This is a genomic window from Neptunicoccus cionae, assembly GCF_002860325.1.
In the GTDB taxonomy this organism is placed as follows: domain Bacteria; phylum Pseudomonadota; class Alphaproteobacteria; order Rhodobacterales; family Rhodobacteraceae; genus Amylibacter; species Amylibacter lutimaris.
On the sequence record NZ_PKOJ01000002.1, the window covers coordinates 433953 to 451203 of the forward strand.

A 17251-nucleotide genomic window follows, 5' to 3' on the forward strand; every position below is an offset into this window, starting at 1 on the left:
GGATTCAGAGGTATTATTCATGTCAAACCGCTGCGAAAGACTTTCGGTTTCACAGGGTATATGCCAAAAGACATAAAAGACTTTAAAAAGTGTTAGTCGGGGGCTGGAGATGGCGAAACTGGTAAAGGCGGCGTTTGGCGGGATATCCGTGCTCGCAATGACGGCTGGCATGGCGGGCGCACAGCAAGCGCCTTCCCTCAACCTTTATGGCAATTCCGGTCTGATCGACATGCCAAGTGCCGAGCCCCAGCCGGACGGACAGGTTACGGGTACAATTTCCGGGTCCGCGTCGGACCGCAAGGTAACTCTGTCCTTTCAGCTTACCAAACGGTTGTCTGCCTCTTTCCGCTATTCCGAACTGAATGACTGGACCATCGCCGGAGAGGACAACGACCGCTCCTTCGACTTGCAATTCCAGTTGCTTGAAGAATCCGATACGCTGCCCGGTGTGGCCATCGGCCTGCGCGATTTCATGGGACAAGGCGCTTATGGCGCAGAATACCTTGTGGCGACCAAAGCGGTACATCCGAAGCTCCGCCTGACCGCGGGGCTGGGATGGGGCCGGCTGAGCAACAGTTCCACCGTTCGGGTCGGCGCCAATCCGCAAGGCGGCGTTCCCATTACCAAACAATGGTTTGACGGTGATGTTGGCGTATTTGGCGGGCTTGCATGGACCACACCCGTCAAGGGGCTGACCCTTAAAGCGGAATATTCTTCGGATGAATACACCCGCGAAGTTGCATCCGGCGCAATCGAGCGCAAAAGCCCGTTCAACTTCGGGATGGAGTTCAAACGGCGCGATAATCTGAGCTTTGGCCTGTATTATCTGCACGGCTCCGAAGTCGCCTTGCGCTTCTCCACAGCAATCAACCCCAAACGTCCACCGGCAGTGGGAACACGCGAACGCGCCCCCCTACCCGTTATTGCCCGTCCGGTAAATTATTCTACCGGCACAGATTGGGCGAACGTTCCGGATTATAATGTCACCGCGCAGCAGAAATTTGCCACTGTCCTGAAAGAACAGGGACTCGCGGTAGAGGCTGTGGCGGTGAACGGCCGTTCTGCCGAGTTACGCTTGCGCAACGACACGTTTAATTCCAGCGCGCAGGCCATTGGTCGGGCGGCCCGTGCCATGGCATTTGTTCTCCCCCATTCGGTGGAAGAATTTGTCATAACCCCCGTGGTCAACGGCGTGCCTGCATCCAGCGTCGTCATCCGCCGGTCGGATCTCGAACGGCTTGAAAATGATGTGATGGGTACGGAAAAGATGCTCGATCGGGCCGTGATCCGCAGTGCGGAGTCTTTGCCCGCCGGCAGCGTTTTCGCTCCGGACCTTTACCCCGATTTCCGCTGGACTATCGCGCCTTTTGTGTCTCTGTCCCTGTTTGACGGCTCCGGACCATTGCGGGCCAGCGCCGGACTGCGGGCCAGCGCGGATTACTACATTGCACCGGGTTTCTCCTTCTCGGGGTCGGTAACACAGCGGGTGTTTGGCAACCAGCAGGATGAAACCCCGCCCCCGTCAGGCCTGCCACGGGTGCGCACGGATCGCGCACTTTACAAGCGCGAAGGCAAGACCGCGCTGGAATCCCTGACAGCAGACCTGATGTTCAAGCCCGCACCCGATTTCTTCGGGCGGGTTTCAGTCGGGTATCTTGAACCGATGTTCGGCGGTGTTTCGACAGAGCTCTTGTGGAAACCGGCAAACCAGAACTGGGGCCTCGGGGCGGAAGTGAACTATGCCAAGCAGCGGGATTTCGACCAGCTATTCGGCTTTCAGGACTATGATGTGGTGACGGGACATCTGTCTGCATACTGGAGCGTGACTCCCGGACTGGATGCACAGCTTGACGTTGGCCGTTACCTGGCCGGTGACTGGGGCGCGACCCTGTCCGTGGACCGTGTCTTTGCCAATGGCTGGACCATCGGCGCCTATGCCACTGTCACGGATGCCTCTCCGGCGGATTACGGAGAGGGCAGCTTTACCAAAGGGCTGCGCATGAGCATTCCGCTTAGCTGGGGGATCGGCACACCCAACCGGAAAACCTACGCGATTGACATGAACACGCAGGCCCGCGATGGCGGTGCTCGTTTGAACGTCAACAACCGCCTGTTTGAAACAGTCAGCGAATACCAGCGTCCGGGACTGGAAGCAGGTTGGGCGCGGTTCTGGCGTTGATGACAAAGTTCAAACCCAAGCGCATATGGATGGCCGTTGCAGGACTGTCCTTCTTAATCACGGCCTGCAGTTCCGAGCATAACACACAGCCCGGCATTGGTGGCATCGCCATAGGTATGGCAAAGGCCCGTCTGCAGAAAGGCGCAGTGGAAACCGCTGACGGCGATCAGAAAGCCCCGCAAGTCACCCGTGCGCAAATGGCTGCGCTCGGACGGCCCGTTGTATACATGACTGTGCCCCGTTTCGGCGTGACACAACCCGCCGTAGAACTAGCCGTGAACGGGCGCTATCGCACTTATATGGGCAGCGATCAGTCCACAGTGACCCTTCAATCCGGCATCGTGACCGCCACGCGCGGGTTGCAGGTGGATCTCATCGGACAGCAGCTTTCGATCACGCCGGCCGCCATGTTCCGGGGCACATTTCCCAAGACGTACACCCGCACCCAACGTAGCCTGACCGGCGAAGGCGTTCTTGCTGATTACAACTACAATTGCGCCCTCGCTCCGAAAGAGGCAGACGAAACGATTACCATATTCGGGCAGAACCACCGCACACGCGAGTACACTGAACTTTGCGGCAATAAAAAGCGGGCCTTCCAGAACAGCTATTGGGTAGATAGCGCAGGAACCGTCTGGCAAAGCCACCAGTCGATCAGCAAGGAAGTCGGGCATCTGGTTTTACAACGTGTCGTAAGATAGCGCTGCGCGGGCTAAACTTCCCTTAACGACCGGTCATTATTCTGATTCGGGTCGTATTTGCATTTAGTAATTTTGAGATGCCGGAGGAAGAAATGGCTATCCCACCCCTTTTGACAAACCCCTTATTGGAACCTGCAGCCGAAACCACTGAACGCCCTGCGAAACGGATCACCGGCACGGAGGACTCCGACACGCTGTCTGGAAACTACCGCAAGAACGTGATCAAGGCAAAAGCCGGCGACGACACGATTTTCGGACGCAAGGGGGACGATGAAATTTACGCAGGCAAAGGCAGTAGTGAAGTCTACGGCGGACAGGGCAACGATTACATCACGGCCACCCCGTATGAAGCCACGGATGAGAGTTATCTGTACGGCGGCGCGGGAAACGACCATTTCTACATGCATCTCTGGAGCAAGGGTCTGGTCCAGATCCACGGCGGAAAAGGCCACGATACAATCGCCGCACGGGGCGATGAGGTCGAAGTCTACGGCGGAGCAGGCAAGGATTTCATCTACAGTCTGGGCGGTTCCAACACGCTTTTCGGTGGCCGTGGCGACGATACCTTCTCGATGGACGACGCCCCAACCACGATAACGGGTGGTGCGGGCGCTGACAGCTTTTTGATCCGCAAAAAGACCGACGACGTGACCATTACGGATTTCACCTCGGGTGAAGATCTGCTTTCTGTCGCTGCACGATACAAGCTGGCCATGTCCGAAATGGTCATCGAAGCGGATGGAGAAGATACGCTTATCACCCTCCCTAAAGGCGGACAGATCCGGCTGGTGGGGATTAATCCGGATGACATCAGCGCAGCAGATTTCGAACGGTTAACGACCTATGGCACCGTAGAGGATGATACGATTGAAGGCAGCAGCGGACGGGACAGGATCTACGGAGGCGGTGGCGACGATCGCATATCGGGTGGTGACGGAAAAGATTTCCTGTCCGCAGACTGGGGCGACAACACGCTTTTTGGTGGCAGTGGTAATGACGATCTTTATGGCGGCAGGGGAAGCGATACATTGTTCGGCGGCGAAGGCAATGACGACATCTACAGCTTTTATAGCAGTGGCCAGAACCACGCCTTTGGCGGCGCCGGAAATGACTATTTCAATGTTTACGGCACAGAAGCGACTGTAGAAGGCGGCACAGGCGACGATGAAATTCTCAGCACGGCCGAACGCTCCACGTTTGTTTACAACGGCGATCTGGACGAAGGGTCGGACGTTATCGTTTACTTCTCTGCAGACACAGACATACTGCAAATGTCCGATACAACTTTTGACGATCTGCTGATCGAGAAGGCCGGCAAAGACACCAAAATCAGCCTTTCAAGCGGAACGGAAATTACTCTGCACCGTATTGATCCGGACGAGATCACGCAGGATAACTTTGATTTCGTCTGAAGCGTTACACTGAAAAGGGCGGGGAAATCCCCGCCCTTTTCATTTTATGCCAGTGACGGTAGCCACAGCACGATAGCCGGGAAGGCCACCAGCAGCGCGATGGTCACGCCGTCGGCGATGAAAAAGGGTGTCACGCCTTTAAACACGTCCTGCACTGTCAGGTCGTCCCGCACACCGGCAACGACGAAACAGTTCAGGCCGATGGGCGGCGTTATCAGGCAGAACTCCGCCATTTTCACCACCAGTATCCCGAACCAGATGCCACACATAGTGCCGGACATACCAAAGGCACTATCCGCCGCCGAGACCATCTCTCCCCCGTTCAGCGCCATAACCGCCGGATAGGTGATCGGCAGGGTCAGCAGCAGCATCCCGATTGCGTCCATGAACATACCCAGAACGGCATAGGCCAGCAGGATCAGCACCAGCGTCAGCATCGGCGATTGGTCCAGAGAGGTGATCCAGTCCGAGAACGCATCCGGCAGCTTGGCAAAACCAAGAAAGCGAACATAGATCAGCACGCCCCAGATGATGGTAAAGATCATCACCGTCAGCTTGGCCGTTTCCAGCAGCGCGTCTTTCAGTTCCGACAGGCGCATCCCACGGAACAGCGCCATCAGGAAGACGATGAAGGCACCCACGGCACCACCCTCGGTCGGCGTGCCCCAAGCCTCGCCAAAGGGGTTATAGACGAAGAAAATGATGATCACGACCACCAGCACGATCGGCATGGCGGCTGGCAAGGAAGCAAAACGCTGGCCCCATGTAAAGCCGCGCACCGGCGGTCCTACGGATTTGAAACCGACCGCGATACCGATGATCAGCACAGCGTAGACAACGGCTGAAAACACCCCCGGCACGAAACCTGCCAGCAACAGTTTGCCCACATCCTGTTCAACAATAATCGCATAGATCACCAGAATGGCAGAAGGCGGAATCAAAGAGGCCAGTGTCCCCCCCGCCGCAACCACTCCGGCGGCGAACTGCTTGTTATAGCCGATCTTCAGCATCTCGGGGATGGCGATCCGCGCAAACACCGCAGCCGTCGCCACAGAAGCACCGGACACTGCCGCAAACCCGGCGGTCGCAAAGACCGTGGCCACAGCCAGACCACCCGGCACCCATGCAATCCAGCGCTTTGCCGCTTCGAACAGGGCTGTGGTGAGTTTGGCGTAATAGGCCAGATAACCGATCAGAATAAAGACAGGGATCAGGCTCAGGACCTGGGAACTGACCTTGGAATGGGGCACCTGCCCTGCGATCTTCACGCTAACCTGCAAGGCCTTTCCAAAGCGGGCCGGATCATAGTCGTATCCGTTCCAGCGCAACCAGACCAGCCCCACAAAGCCTGCAAGTGCAGCGGCAAAAGCCACCCGCATCCCGAGCACAACGAGAACCAGCATCCCCCCTGTGGTCCAGAGGCCTATGGTAATATTATCCATCAGTCATGCCCTTCCAATTGGGCCGCTTCCGCGCGGGCCTGTTCTTCAACTGACATTACCAGAGGCACTGCCACAGGGTGTTCCAACCCCAGTATAAAGGCGCGGCCATACCCGACCGCCTGTAAAACCAACCGAACGCATAGTACCGCAAAGGCCACCGGCACGATCAGCTTGCTCGGCCAGATCGGAAGGCCGATATCAATCGAACTGTCACGGCTCCACAGAGGCTTGGTCAAATCGAAACTGCGGTCGAAATGGGCCCACGCCCCCCAGACCAGAGCCACCATCAGCACCAGCATGATGACAACGGTCAGGAACTCCACCAGCCAGAGCGCCCGCCCCTTCAGTGCAGCCACCACAATATCCATGCGGATGTGGGTGCCGTCTCGCTGCACATAGGACACGCCCATGATCGCGATCAGCGGCATGGCAGCCTCGATATAATCCACGTATCCGGAGAGCGGGCTGTTGAAAAACTTCCGCCCGACTACGGAATAGGCAGCAAGAAACATCAGTGAGAACACCGCAATCCCGCTGATCAATGCACAAAACCGTTCGATTGGCAGCAGAATACTGTCCAACCGGCTTAAAAGGCTATCGTCCTTGAGAACGGATGCCGAAGACGCCATATGAGACCTCCTCCAGAGTTGAAAATGGCCGCCCCCTTAACAGGGGACGGCCGTGAAATTAGCTAGAAAGCGTGCTTAGTTACCGGCGCGCTTTTTTTCCAGTGTTTCGACAACGAGGTCATAAAGCTCCTGGCCCGGCAGGTTTTGGGCTTCCATGTCGGCAATCCATTCTGCACGGATCGGATCAGCCGCCTTGGCGCGGAATGCTGCCAGTTCCTCTTCAGGGATCATGACCTTCTCGACGTTCTTTTCGGCCAAAACCTCATCCCATTTGGCAAGAAGTTTGCCATAGTTTTCAAGGTAATGGGCAATGGATTCATCCACCGAACTGTCGAGCGCCTCACGGTGTTCGTCAGACAGCCCCTCATAAGCGTCGATGTTCACCACGATCGGGCAGTTCACTGTGCCCGGGTTCAGGTTGGCTGTCCACCAAGTCGCCTGATTGATCGTACCAAAGGAGAGATGCGCATGCTGGGCGAAAGCCACAGTATCAACGACACCGGATTCCATTGCCTGATAGGCTTCGGCAGATGTTACCGAGGTCGGCACAGCGCCCACCGCTTCGAACGCTTTACCCAGCCCGCCGGTTGCGCGGACCCGCATACCTTCGAAATCGGCCAGAGTGGTACGAGGCTCGCCTGTGCCCACGATGTTATATTGCGGCATTGGCGAAGTCATAAGCAGCTTGGCGTTCCACTGTGCCATTTCTTCCTGCACTGCCGGATGGGCATAAACCGCATGGCTTACAGCAACTTCTTCGTCCAGATTGGACACACCGATGAACGGCAGTTCCAGAACGGTAATGGTGCGGTTCTTGTCGCGGTGATAACCGGCACAGAATTGCGCCATCTCGAACGCGCCAATAGAAATACCGTCAAGGTTTTCACGGTTCTTGGACAGGCCACCATAGGATACGTTCATGGTGAACTCGCCATTGGTTTTCTCTGCAACCAGTTCAGCCAGCTTTTCAACATGCTCGGTAAAGGCGCGGCGTTTGCCCCAGACAGAAACATTCCACTCTTCCGCAAATCCTTCGGATGCGATGCTTGCTGCCAGCGCGCTCAGCGCGAGTGTTTTAAGACCATTTTTCATGGTTTCCTCCCTAATTGCTCCCCGTTGGTGGGGATTGTGCGTGCAGATTAGCGAAACTTCGCGCGATTCCCTATGGCGAATTTCCCGCAAACGCCTAAAAATCCGGATCGAGCGGAACTTGCGCTTGAATTGTTTAAAGGCCGAGATAGATGACTAAATTATAGGCACTTACCCCGTTTCCGGACGCCCCGACCCGGCAGAGTGTCCGACACAACAGTTGCCCCGCAGCAGGGGATTACGTATTAAAACCAAAGGCCCGCAAGCCAGCCAACGCCTTTGGCGAATCTGACAGAGGAATTCATGCGCAAACTGATCGCCGCCGCCACTACAGCCCTACTGGCTGCCTGTACCTCGACGACAGATCCTGTCCCCCAACAAAGCGCAGCGCCAGTTGCCATGCGCGACACACAATCGAGCGTCAGCGATTACTACCGCGTCGCAGCGCGCGTCGAACCCGTAGCAGAATCCGTCTGCCGGTCCTTCCATGCCAACAAGCCGCGGGGCTTTTGCGATTTTCAGGTCAAGGTAAACACTGATCCCAGCCAACCGGCCAATGCCTATCAGACAATTGGCGCGGACGGACGCCCGATCATCACATTCAATGTCAACATGTTGCGCAGTTTCCGAAACGACCACGAGATCGCTTTTGTGTTTGGCCATGAAGCGGGCCACCAGATTGCGCGCCACATCGAACAGACACAGGCCAACCAGCTTGCCGGTGCCGTGCTTGGCGGTATTCTGGTTGCCGTTGGGGGTGGCGATGCGCGGGTTGGCGTGGACATCGGCGGCGCGATTGGCGGGCGCAGCTATTCCAAGAAATTCGAACTGGAAGCGGATACCATTGCGGCCCATATCGCGGATCGCGCCGGCTATAATGCGGCCATAGGCGCGCGTACCTTCGAACGCACCCGTGGCTCTTCGGCTTTGCTGGCAACGCACCCGCCTTCCACCCAGAGAATGTCGCAAGTTGCGCGAACCATCCAGACCATCAACACGGCCAAATCCCAAGGCGGCCGCGCGCCGGTGGCGTGGTGATTTAATGACCGGCAGTTTTTTCGGATACGGATCGCTCGTCAATGCGGGCACCCATAATTATCAGAACCTGCGCCCGACCACGCTGAAAGGCTGGCGGCGGCATTGGGTGCAATCATCCCAGCGGGACGTGGCCTTTCTAAGCGTGACACCTGATCCGCTGTCGTCCATTTCCGGACTGGTGGCAGATGTTGGCGATATCGGCTGGGAGGCGCTCGACCTGCGAGAAGCGGCCTATGACCGTCTGGTGCTAGATGTGGAACCGCTTAGCGGTGTGGCGATGTACAAGGCCAGCGCAGCCGCTGTGTCCCTTGAAAACCTGAATCAACCCATCCTGCTCAGCTATCTTGATTGCGTTGTGCAGGGTTTTCATCAGGTGTTCGGCACGGATGGCGTACGGGATTTCTTCCGCTCTACCAGCGGCTGGGACACTCCGATCCTGAACGACCGCGCAACGCCGCTTTACCCCCGCGCAGGACTTCTGTCAGACACGGAAACCGCGCTGGTCGATGATCATATCAATATGGTGGGTGCAAGGATTGTCGCCCCGACCTGACCCCTGAACAGGCCGGTCGGGCACAAAAGATCAGAGCCGGTGCTTTTGCAGCAGCGGCATCAGTTTGGACATGTCCGGCCCGTGTTCCATCCCAGTCAGCGCCTTGCGCAGTGGCATAAACAACCCCCGCCCCTTGCGACCCGTGGCTTCTTTCACAGCTGTCGTCCAACTTTTCCAGCTGTCCCCGTCCCAGGGCTGCGCAGGCAGCAGGTCTTTCGCCGTGGCGACAAAATCCGCATCCTCTGCATCAACCAGCGGCTCTGCTCCGTCACGGCACAGCGCCCACCAGTCTGCGATACCGGCACGGGTGGCCACGTTTTCACGGGCAACCTCCCAGAAAGCGGGCGCGATATCCGCTGGCACACCCAGATCGGCGAGAGTCTGTTCCATTTCACCATAAGGGAGTGCTGCCACCGCTTTGGCCGTCATCGGTCCCAAATCCGCCACATCGAATTTCGTCGGCGCAGAACCGAATTGCGAAAGGTCAAAGCCTTCGATCAGCTCTTCCATGGAACTGCGCAGCTCCACTGGTTCATTCGCACCAAGCCGCGCCATAAGTGAAAGCAGCGCCATCGGTTCAATCCCCTGTGCGCGCAGATCCCGCAGCGCCAGTGTGCCAAGCCGTTTGGACAGCGCCTCGCCTTGCGGACCTGTTAACAGCGAGTGGTGGGCAAAGGCCGGAACAGTTCCGCCCAGCGCCTCGATAATCTGGATTTGCGTTGCCGTGTTGGTCACGTGATCAGAGCCGCGCACCACGTGGGTGATGCCGAAATCCACATCGTCACAGACAGACGCCAGCGTGTACAAGAACTGCCCGTCGCCACGGATCAGCACCGGATCGGACACAGAGGCCGCATCAATGGACAAGTCGCCCAGAATGCCGTCCGTCCATTCAATCCGTTCCTGATCCAGTTTGAACCGCCAGTGGCCGCTACGCTCTGCCCGCAATGCGTCTTTTTCTGCTTCGCTGAGCGACAGGGCCGCACGGTCATACACAGGCGGCTTGCCCATGTTCAACTGTTTCTTGCGCTTCAGATCCAGTTCAACAGGCGTCTCGAAACACTCGTAAAACCGGCCCGCAGCACGCAACTCGTCCGCAGCCGCGTTATAGCGATCCAGACGGTCGGACTGGCGTTCCATCCGGTCCCATGTCAGGCCGAGCCATTCCAGATCCTCCTGAATACCATCCGCATATTCCTGCGTGGAACGTTCGGGATCCGTATCATCAAGGCGCAGGATAAACTGCCCCCCCTGCTTGCGGGCGATCAGATAATTGAACAGCGCGGTACGCAGGTTTCCAACGTGCAGGAAACCGGTCGGGGACGGGGCAAAACGGGTGACAGTCATCTGGCTTTTACCTTCGGAAGAATTCTGCGCCCCTCATACAGCGCCAATCCCCAAAGGCCAAGGGCGAAGGCCGTTAACGAATGTGTAAAGAAAAGGTTAAAGTTCCCCTTCTGTTCAGCTAGACCACGGGAGAGGACCGAGGAGTTGACCATGATAAGAGTGCTGATCGCACTGGCCTGCCTGAGTGCGCCGGTGGCTGCGGATACATTGCGCATTGTAGACGGTGATACGCTGGATCTGGGGGGCATCCGTTACCGGATCAACGGTATCGACGCCCCCGAAGCCGGGCAGAAATGCAAGGCCGGCAGCGGGAAGGACTGGGCCTGCGGCACTGCTGCAACGGAACGTCTCTTTGCGCTGACCCGTGGAAAAACCGTGACCTGTCAGGAACTTGCCACCGACGGTTATGGCCGCATCGTTGCACGCTGTTATGCCGGTTCAACCGATCTCGCCCGCGAAATGGTGGCACAAGGCATGGCTTGGGCCTTTCTGAAATTTTCGGACGAATATGAAGCTGTGCAGGATCGTGCAAAGGCCCGCAGGCTCGGCATCTGGCAGGCAGAGTCCCAAACACCGTGGGACTATCGCGCGGCCCGCTGGGAGGTGGCAGCCCAAAAAGCCCCGGACGGCTGCGCCATTAAAGGCAACATTTCAGCCAAGGGGAAAATTTACCACGCGCCGTGGTCGCCTTGGTACAACCGCACCAAGATCAGCCTCTCTAAAGGTGAACGCTGGTTCTGTGACGAAGCCGAAGCTGTTGCCGCAGGCTGGCGCGCGCCCTACTGGAAATAACCAGCCGCGACACAAACCATTTTCGATAAATATCCCCGCGCGGAGCGCTAGGTCTCCGCCCCGCTGTTATCACGCCAACGGTTCACAATCGGATAGCGCCGGTCCATCCAGAAGGCGCGGTGGGTAAGGCGTGGACCGGGGGCAGACTGAAAGCGCTTGTATTCAGAGATATACACCAGATGCTCGATCCGCTTGACCACAGCGCGGTCGAACCCGAGCGAGACAATCTCTGCCACCGACAGATCCTGATCCACCAGCAACTCCAGAATTGCGTCAAGTTCTTCGTATTCCGGCAGGCTGTCGGAATCCTTCTGATCCTCGCGCAGTTCGGCGCTCGGTGGCTTTTCGATGATGTTCACCGGAATGACCGCACCTTCCGGCCCCATCATCCAGTCGCGGTGGTTGGCATTGCGCCAGCGGCAGCTTTCAAACACCCGCATTTTATAGAGGTCTTTAATCGGGTTATAGCCCCCCGCCATATCGCCGTAGATGGTGGCATAGCCCACTGCCACTTCGGATTTATTGCCGGTGGTCAGCAACATTTCACCGAACTTGTTGGACAGGGACATCAACAGCAGGCCCCGCAGGCGGGACTGGATGTTTTCTTCGGTCACATCCGGCTCCAACCCCTCAAAGAACGGTGCCAGTGTTTCGGTCACAGCACCACGGGCGGCCTTGATCGGAATGGTGTCCAGCTTCACCCCCAGATTGGCGGCCAGTTCGGCGGCATCGTCAAGACTGTCCTGTGCTGTGTATTCGGACGGCAGCATCACGCAGCGCACGTTCTCTGCCCCCAGCGCATCCACCGCAATCGTTGCAACAATGGCGGAATCGATCCCGCCGGACAGCCCCAGCAGCACCTTTTTGAAACCGGTCTTGCCCATGTAATCACGCAGGCCTTGCGTCATCACGCGGTAGTCCTGCTCCCATTCGTCCACAGGCACGATTTTCTCACCGTCAAGAGCCTCCCAGCCCTCCGGACCTTTTTCAAAGTCCACATGGGCGATCGCCTCGTCGAACAGGGGCATTTGCAGCGCCAGTTTGCCCCCACGGTTAAGCACAAAAGAACCACCGTCAAACACCTGATCGTCCTGACCGCCCACCATGTTCAGATAGACCAGCGGCAGGTCGTTCTCGATTACACGGGACACCATGGCAGAAAACCGCCGGTCGTATTTGTTGCGGTAATAGGGCGAACCGTTGGGCACCACCAGAATTTCCGCACCGGATTCCGCCAGCGCCTCGGGCACATCCGGATGCCACGCGTCTTCACAGATCGGGGTGCCGATACGCACATTACCCAGACTGTAGGGGCCGGCAATCGGGCCGGAACTGAACTGGCGCACTTCGTCAAAGACGTGGGTGTTGGGCAGTTCATGCTTGCGCAGGGTGGCGATGATCTCTCCGCCGCGCAAAATGTAATAGGCATTGAACAGCAAGTCGTCTTCCAGCAATGGCGCGCCCACACCGATCGCAGGCCCAGTATCACAGGCTTTTGCGAGCATCGCCACATGCTCCATCGCATCCAGCGCAAAGGCCGGACGCATCACCAGATCCTGCGTCTGATAACCGGTGATGAACATCTCGGGCAGCACAAGCATGTCCGCCCCTGCTTTGGCAGCGGCAGCATGGGCCTCTTGCGCTTTGGCCATGTTTCCGGTCAGATCCCCGACCGTGGGGTTAAGCTGTGCAAGCGTCAGACGCAGTTTCTCTGTCATGGTGCCCACCATTTCTGATTATCTTTTGCCTTGTTAGACCTATTTGAACCACAAAGCACAAGACGCAAGAACCCTTGTCATGAATTTTCCAAAGCCTTAACGTTGGGCGCAAACCGATTGACCAATCATTAGGGAGCCCGGCCCCGCGCCGGCGAAGAGAATTTGACCAAACCCATGCCGCTTCCCCGCACCCTTCTTGTTGCAGCCCTGCTGGCCACCGCCCCGACAGCGGGTTTTGCACAGGCCACAGCGCAGGTTGTGACCAAACAATATGATACCGGCGGGGTCTATGAAGGCACCTTTAAGGACGGCAAGCAACACGGCACCGGCACCTATCGCCTGCCCAATGGTTACGAATATTCCGGTGAATGGGTCGAAGGAGAGATTCAGGGGCAAGGCACGGCGAAATTCCCCAACGGTTCGGTTTACGAGGGGACGTTTGTGGCAGGCAAGCCCGAAGGCGAAGGCAAGATCACTTTTGCTGACGGTGGCACCTATGAAGGCGACTGGGTCAACGGTAAAATCGAAGGCACCGGCGTAGCGAAATACGCCAATGGCGTGGTTTATGAGGGCGAATTTTCTCAGGCCCAGCACGATGGCAAGGGCACGATGACAAGCCCGAACGGCTATCGCTATGAAGGGGACTGGCAGGACGGCAAGAAAACCGGCAAGGCTCTGATCACCTATCATGACGGCGCGACATATCAGGGGGATGTGGTTGAAGGTATGCGCGAAGGCAACGGCCTTCTGACCATGCCGGACGGCCTGACCTATGACGGGGAATGGAAGAACGGACAGATCGAAGGCACGGGCGTTCTCAAACAGGCCAACGGCGATGTGTATGAAGGCCAGATGGAACAGGGCAAGCGCAACGGCGCAGGCAAGATCACCTACGCCAACGGCGATATCTTTGTTGGCAATTTCGTTAACGACCAGCGTCAGGGTGACGGTAAGTTCACCGGACAGGACGGCTATGAATACAGCGGCAACTGGGAAGCAGGCCAGATGTCAGGTCAGGGATCACTGACCTATAGCGACGGTGCGGTTTACACAGGCGAATTCGCCAAGGGCCTGCCCCACGGCGAAGGCAAGATCGTCTATGCCAACGGCTCGTCGTACGAAGGCCAGTGGGTTGAAGGCCGTATTGAGGGCACCGGCACCGTGCGCGATGTGAACGGTACCGTTTATGTGGGAGAGTTGAAAAACGCCAAGAACCACGGCACCGGAAAAATCACCTATGCAGACGGCCATTCCTATGAAGGGGAGTGGGTTGAAGGTGTCCGGCAGGGAGAAGGCCGCGCCGTGTTCAAGGATGGATCCATCTATGAAGGCGCCTATGTAGACGGCAAACGTCAGGGCCGTGGCAAGATCACCCTGCCAGACGGGTTCAGCTATGTCGGCAACTGGGACAACGGCGAGATTAACGGCGCCGGTGTTGCGACTTATGCCAACGGCGATGTCTACACCGGCACGTTCAAGAACGGCCAGCGGCAGGGCAGCGGCAAGATGGTCTATGCCACCGGCGAGGAATATGACGGTTTCTGGGCCAACGGCAAACAGGCCACACAGGAAGAGGCCGAGGCAGCAGGCGGTGTGCCAGCAGCACCAGCCGCCGAAGATACTGAAACAGAAGTTGACGCAGAAACACCGCCGGCTGCAGATTAACCGGCCGTCCCTGCCCCGTCCCATTTTGCAAGACGGGGCAAACCGCAGCGTTGCAACATTTTGCGCCGGTTGACCCGTTCGCCTTTCATCGCTTCGGCATCGGCGTGGACGCGGTCGATCACCTTGCACATCATCGCAGCATCCCCAAGCGCCAGTTCCAACAGGAATTCGTCCGGATGGCGGCGCAAGATAGCATGACGCGCCAGCACCCGCGTGGGAAAATCGCCCGTGTTGGCGGTCAGCAATTCATCCGCCTGCCCCGCAATCGCCGCCGCCAGCACATGGCGGTCGTTTTCATCGGGCAGGTGCAGGTCTTCCAGCGGCACGCCAGAGACATCCACCTCTGCCCCGCGCCAATCCGCCCGCAGCAGCGCGATCTCGGTGTCTGCCATCGGCCCGATTTCATTCTTATGGGCCGCGCGTCGCCATTCTTCGAGAATACGTTCCGACCACAGCGGCACAAACGCCCCCTGTTTAGCGCAGCCCAGAACCAGTGCCCGCAGAACAGAGGGATAAAGCACGCAGGCGTCGATCAGAACACGTTGTGTCATTCCAGTCGCAGGAATATCGACTTCAGATAGGCCGTTTCAGCCAGTTGCGGGTGAACAGGGTGATCCTCTCCGGCAAATCCGGTGTAAACGATCTGTCCTGTGCGGCCGCCCTTACCGACACCGCGCAGGCTGGCCTGACGGAAAGACGAAAGGTCTGCCGCATGGGAACAGGAACACAGCACCAGATAGCTGCCCGGCCGCACCAGTGCCGCCCCCATACGCGCGACTTTTTCATAGGCCCGCAACCCGGCCTGAAGCGCCGGTTTCGCCGGAGCAAAGGCCGGTGGGTCACAAACCACCACATCAAAGCTGCGCCCCTCGTCAGCCAGTTTGGTCATTACCTCAAAGGCATCACCTTTGATCGTGTCGAACGCCGCTTCATACCCCGAGGCCGCCGCCCCTTTTGTTGCCAGTTCCAGCGCCGCCGCCGAGCCGTCTACTGCGGTGGCGCGGGTCGCCCCTCCTGCAAGTGCCGCAAGGGAAAATCCGCCCACATGGGAAAACACATCTAGAACATCACCGCCCTTGGCCAGCTTTGCAGCGAAGGCATGGTTCGGGCGCTGATCATAGAACAATCCGGTTTTCTGCCCGCCCAAAACGTCCGCCATATAGGTGGCCCCGTTCATTTGCACAGGGATCGGTCCGTCAACCGATCCCTCCATCACAACAGTCTCTTCGGAAAGCCCTTCCAGCCCCCGCGCACGACCGCTGGCGTTCTTGATGATAACCGGCGCATCGAACACTGCCTTCAGCGCATTTTGCAGCGCGGGCAGCAGGTTTTCGATCCACGCCGCATTCGGTTGCACCGCAAACACATCGCCAAACCGGTCAATGATCAGACCGGGCAGCCCATCTGCCTCGGCATGGATGAGCCGGTAAAACGGCGTGTCGAACATCCGGTCACGGTGATCGCGCGCAAAGCGCAGCTTGGCCTCCAGCCATTTGGCATCAATCTGAACAGCGCGGTCCCGTTCAAGCACCCGTGCAGCGATCTTGGAATCGGGATGAAACGCCGCCTGCGCAACAAAGTTCCGCTCGTTGTCCAGCAGATCAACAATCGTGCCGGGGGCAATCTTTTTGGTGCGGCGGTCGGTGACGACCTCATTGTCATAGGCCCAGGGAAAGCCGTGGCGAATGCGTTGCGGGGATTTATTGGGGCGAAAGCGGAGTTCTGGTCGGTTATCTGTCATACCTGCCTCCTAGCGCCCTTTACGGCCAAGAGGAAATGAAAAACGGCCCCCAAGGGGCCGCTTTAAATGAAATCGTTCTTTTTATCAGGCGTCAGAGCCCTTGGTCAGTGCTGTTTGCACAATACCCGCCACGTGATTGGTGATCCGCACTTTCTGGGTCTGGCCCTCACGCATGGCGCGGTAGGCGCGGCTGCCACCGTAGGCTTTAAGCGAGGCATCGACCTTTTGAACCATCGTCACCGGCTGGCGGGTCTTCGCATCCAGCAATACATATTCGAACTGGACGTTGTGTTTGCCGCCGATGGAATTGCGGGTTTTTTCCGTCAAAGCATGGAACATACCAACCCGTGCAGCCAGAATAACCTCTTTCTCGCCATTCAGCGGGGCCGTGCCTTTGCGCAGCGCATCCTCTATAATGGCCTCTACCTGTTCGTAACGGTTGCCCAGCGGGTCTTCACGCCAGACGATATCCGCCTTGGGCAAATATACATCAGCTTCGGAGACAACCAGATAATCGGGAACCTGAACCTGCACGTCCACAATCTTGTAGGGCGAAGTCAGTGCGGGAACCACCGCCGGAGCAGCGGCAACCGTTGTTGCCAGAGGTTCGGGGAAAAAGCCGAGTTGAGTTTGCGAGGCCGCAACAGCGGAGACCGGACGTGGTGCCTCTATCGTCGCATTACGCGAAGAGGGATTGGAAACACAGGCGGACGTTGTGGCTGCCAGAGCGAAAAGGCCAACGATCTTACAAAGTTTCAACATGGTTTCTCTCCTTTTACCGGACTGCGACCGGCTAGAGCTTTGGTTTCGTTTTCTGAAACCTGTTGTCGCTTGGGAATCGGGCTGAACTAGGGAGCAATTGAACCAATTTGAAGGTATTAATAAGGTTGACGCATCAACTTTCACAAACTTAACGCGCGTAAATTTTATGATTTATTGTTGAAT

At 57.6% G+C, this 17251-nt stretch carries 15 protein-coding genes; 7 read left to right on the forward strand and 8 right to left on the reverse strand.

From position 1 onward, the window contains the following. Nucleotides 1-109: 109 nt before the first annotated feature. The 3 genes from C0U40_RS07990 to C0U40_RS08000 all read left to right on the forward strand — a co-directional run bounded on the left by C0U40_RS07990 (nt 110) and on the right by C0U40_RS08000 (nt 4292). Nucleotides 110-2179, forward strand: coding sequence for a YjbH domain-containing protein (locus tag C0U40_RS07990; protein ID WP_101655225.1), 2070 nt, complete (start codon nt 110-112; stop codon nt 2177-2179). Continuing rightward, on the forward strand, nt 2179-2880 hold the full coding sequence (locus C0U40_RS07995; protein WP_145991910.1) for a YjbF family lipoprotein: 702 nt from the start codon (nt 2179-2181) through the stop codon (nt 2878-2880). The genes C0U40_RS07990 and C0U40_RS07995 overlap by 1 nt, the downstream gene beginning before the upstream one ends. A 92-nt stretch (nt 2881-2972) precedes the next feature. Beyond that, complete coding sequence (locus C0U40_RS08000; RefSeq protein WP_101655227.1) at nt 2973-4292, forward strand: calcium-binding protein; 1320 nt, start codon at nt 2973-2975, stop codon at nt 4290-4292. 44 nt (nt 4293-4336) lie between these two features. Here the strand turns inward: C0U40_RS08000 and C0U40_RS08005 are convergent, their stop codons facing one another. From C0U40_RS08005 to C0U40_RS08015, 3 genes are all read right to left on the reverse strand, one after another. Next, nucleotides 4337-5734: a TRAP transporter large permease gene (locus C0U40_RS08005; RefSeq protein ID WP_101655228.1), complete on the reverse strand. Its 1398-nt coding sequence runs from the start codon at nt 5732-5734 to the stop codon at nt 4337-4339. Next, nucleotides 5734-6363 carry a TRAP transporter small permease subunit gene (locus tag C0U40_RS08010; RefSeq protein WP_101655229.1) on the reverse strand — a complete coding sequence of 210 codons (630 nt, stop codon included), beginning with the start codon at nt 6361-6363 and terminating at the stop codon, nt 5734-5736. The genes C0U40_RS08005 and C0U40_RS08010 overlap by 1 nt, the downstream gene beginning before the upstream one ends. Nucleotides 6364-6438: 75 nt before the next feature. Further along, nucleotides 6439-7455 (reverse strand): C4-dicarboxylate TRAP transporter substrate-binding protein, encoded by a 1017-nt coding sequence (locus C0U40_RS08015; protein ID WP_101655230.1) that lies wholly within the window; start codon nt 7453-7455, stop codon nt 6439-6441. 300 nt (nt 7456-7755) lie between these two features. On the opposite strand from C0U40_RS08015, the gene C0U40_RS08020 reads away from it, so the two are divergent. Both C0U40_RS08020 and C0U40_RS08025 read left to right on the forward strand, forming a co-directional pair. Continuing rightward, complete coding sequence (locus C0U40_RS08020) at nt 7756-8490, forward strand: M48 family metalloprotease (RefSeq protein ID WP_145991912.1); 735 nt, start codon at nt 7756-7758, stop codon at nt 8488-8490. A 4-nt stretch (nt 8491-8494) separates the two neighbouring features. After that, complete coding sequence (locus C0U40_RS08025) at nt 8495-9043, forward strand: gamma-glutamylcyclotransferase family protein (protein ID WP_101655232.1); 549 nt, start codon at nt 8495-8497, stop codon at nt 9041-9043. Nucleotides 9044-9073: 30 nt separating this feature from the next. Here the strand turns inward: C0U40_RS08025 and gltX are convergent, their stop codons facing one another. Then, nucleotides 9074-10390 carry a glutamate--tRNA ligase gene (gltX, locus tag C0U40_RS08030; RefSeq protein WP_101655233.1) on the reverse strand — a complete coding sequence of 439 codons (1317 nt, stop codon included), beginning with the start codon at nt 10388-10390 and terminating at the stop codon, nt 9074-9076. A gap of 150 nt (nt 10391-10540) precedes the next feature. Between gltX and C0U40_RS08035 the strand changes: the two genes are divergently transcribed. After that, a complete protein-coding gene (locus C0U40_RS08035; RefSeq protein WP_101655234.1) occupies nt 10541-11182 on the forward strand; it encodes a thermonuclease family protein in 642 nt (213 codons plus the stop codon). 47 nt (nt 11183-11229) lie between these two features. On the opposite strand, the gene C0U40_RS08040 is transcribed toward C0U40_RS08035, so the two are convergent. After that, nucleotides 11230-12900: an NAD+ synthase gene (locus C0U40_RS08040; RefSeq protein ID WP_101655435.1), complete on the reverse strand. Its 1671-nt coding sequence runs from the start codon at nt 12898-12900 to the stop codon at nt 11230-11232. Nucleotides 12901-13074: 174 nt separating this feature from the next. On the opposite strand from C0U40_RS08040, the gene C0U40_RS08045 reads away from it, so the two are divergent. Then, nucleotides 13075-14565 (forward strand): MORN repeat-containing protein, encoded by a 1491-nt coding sequence (locus C0U40_RS08045; RefSeq protein WP_101655235.1) that lies wholly within the window; start codon nt 13075-13077, stop codon nt 14563-14565. Here the strand turns inward: C0U40_RS08045 and C0U40_RS08050 are convergent. The 3 genes from C0U40_RS08050 to C0U40_RS08060 form a co-directional block, all read right to left on the reverse strand. Then, entirely contained in the window at nt 14562-15116 is a 555-nt protein-coding gene (locus tag C0U40_RS08050; protein ID WP_101655236.1) for an RSP_2648 family PIN domain-containing protein, read from the reverse strand. The two genes, C0U40_RS08045 and C0U40_RS08050, sit on opposite strands and share 4 nt — an antisense overlap. Next, entirely contained in the window at nt 15113-16306 is a 1194-nt protein-coding gene (locus C0U40_RS08055; protein ID WP_101655237.1) for an RSP_2647 family RNA methyltransferase, read from the reverse strand. The genes C0U40_RS08050 and C0U40_RS08055 overlap by 4 nt, the downstream gene beginning before the upstream one ends. An 84-nt stretch (nt 16307-16390) precedes the next feature. Next, complete coding sequence (locus tag C0U40_RS08060) at nt 16391-17068, reverse strand: DUF6778 family protein (protein WP_101655238.1); 678 nt, start codon at nt 17066-17068, stop codon at nt 16391-16393. Nucleotides 17069-17251 lie beyond the last annotated feature (183 nt).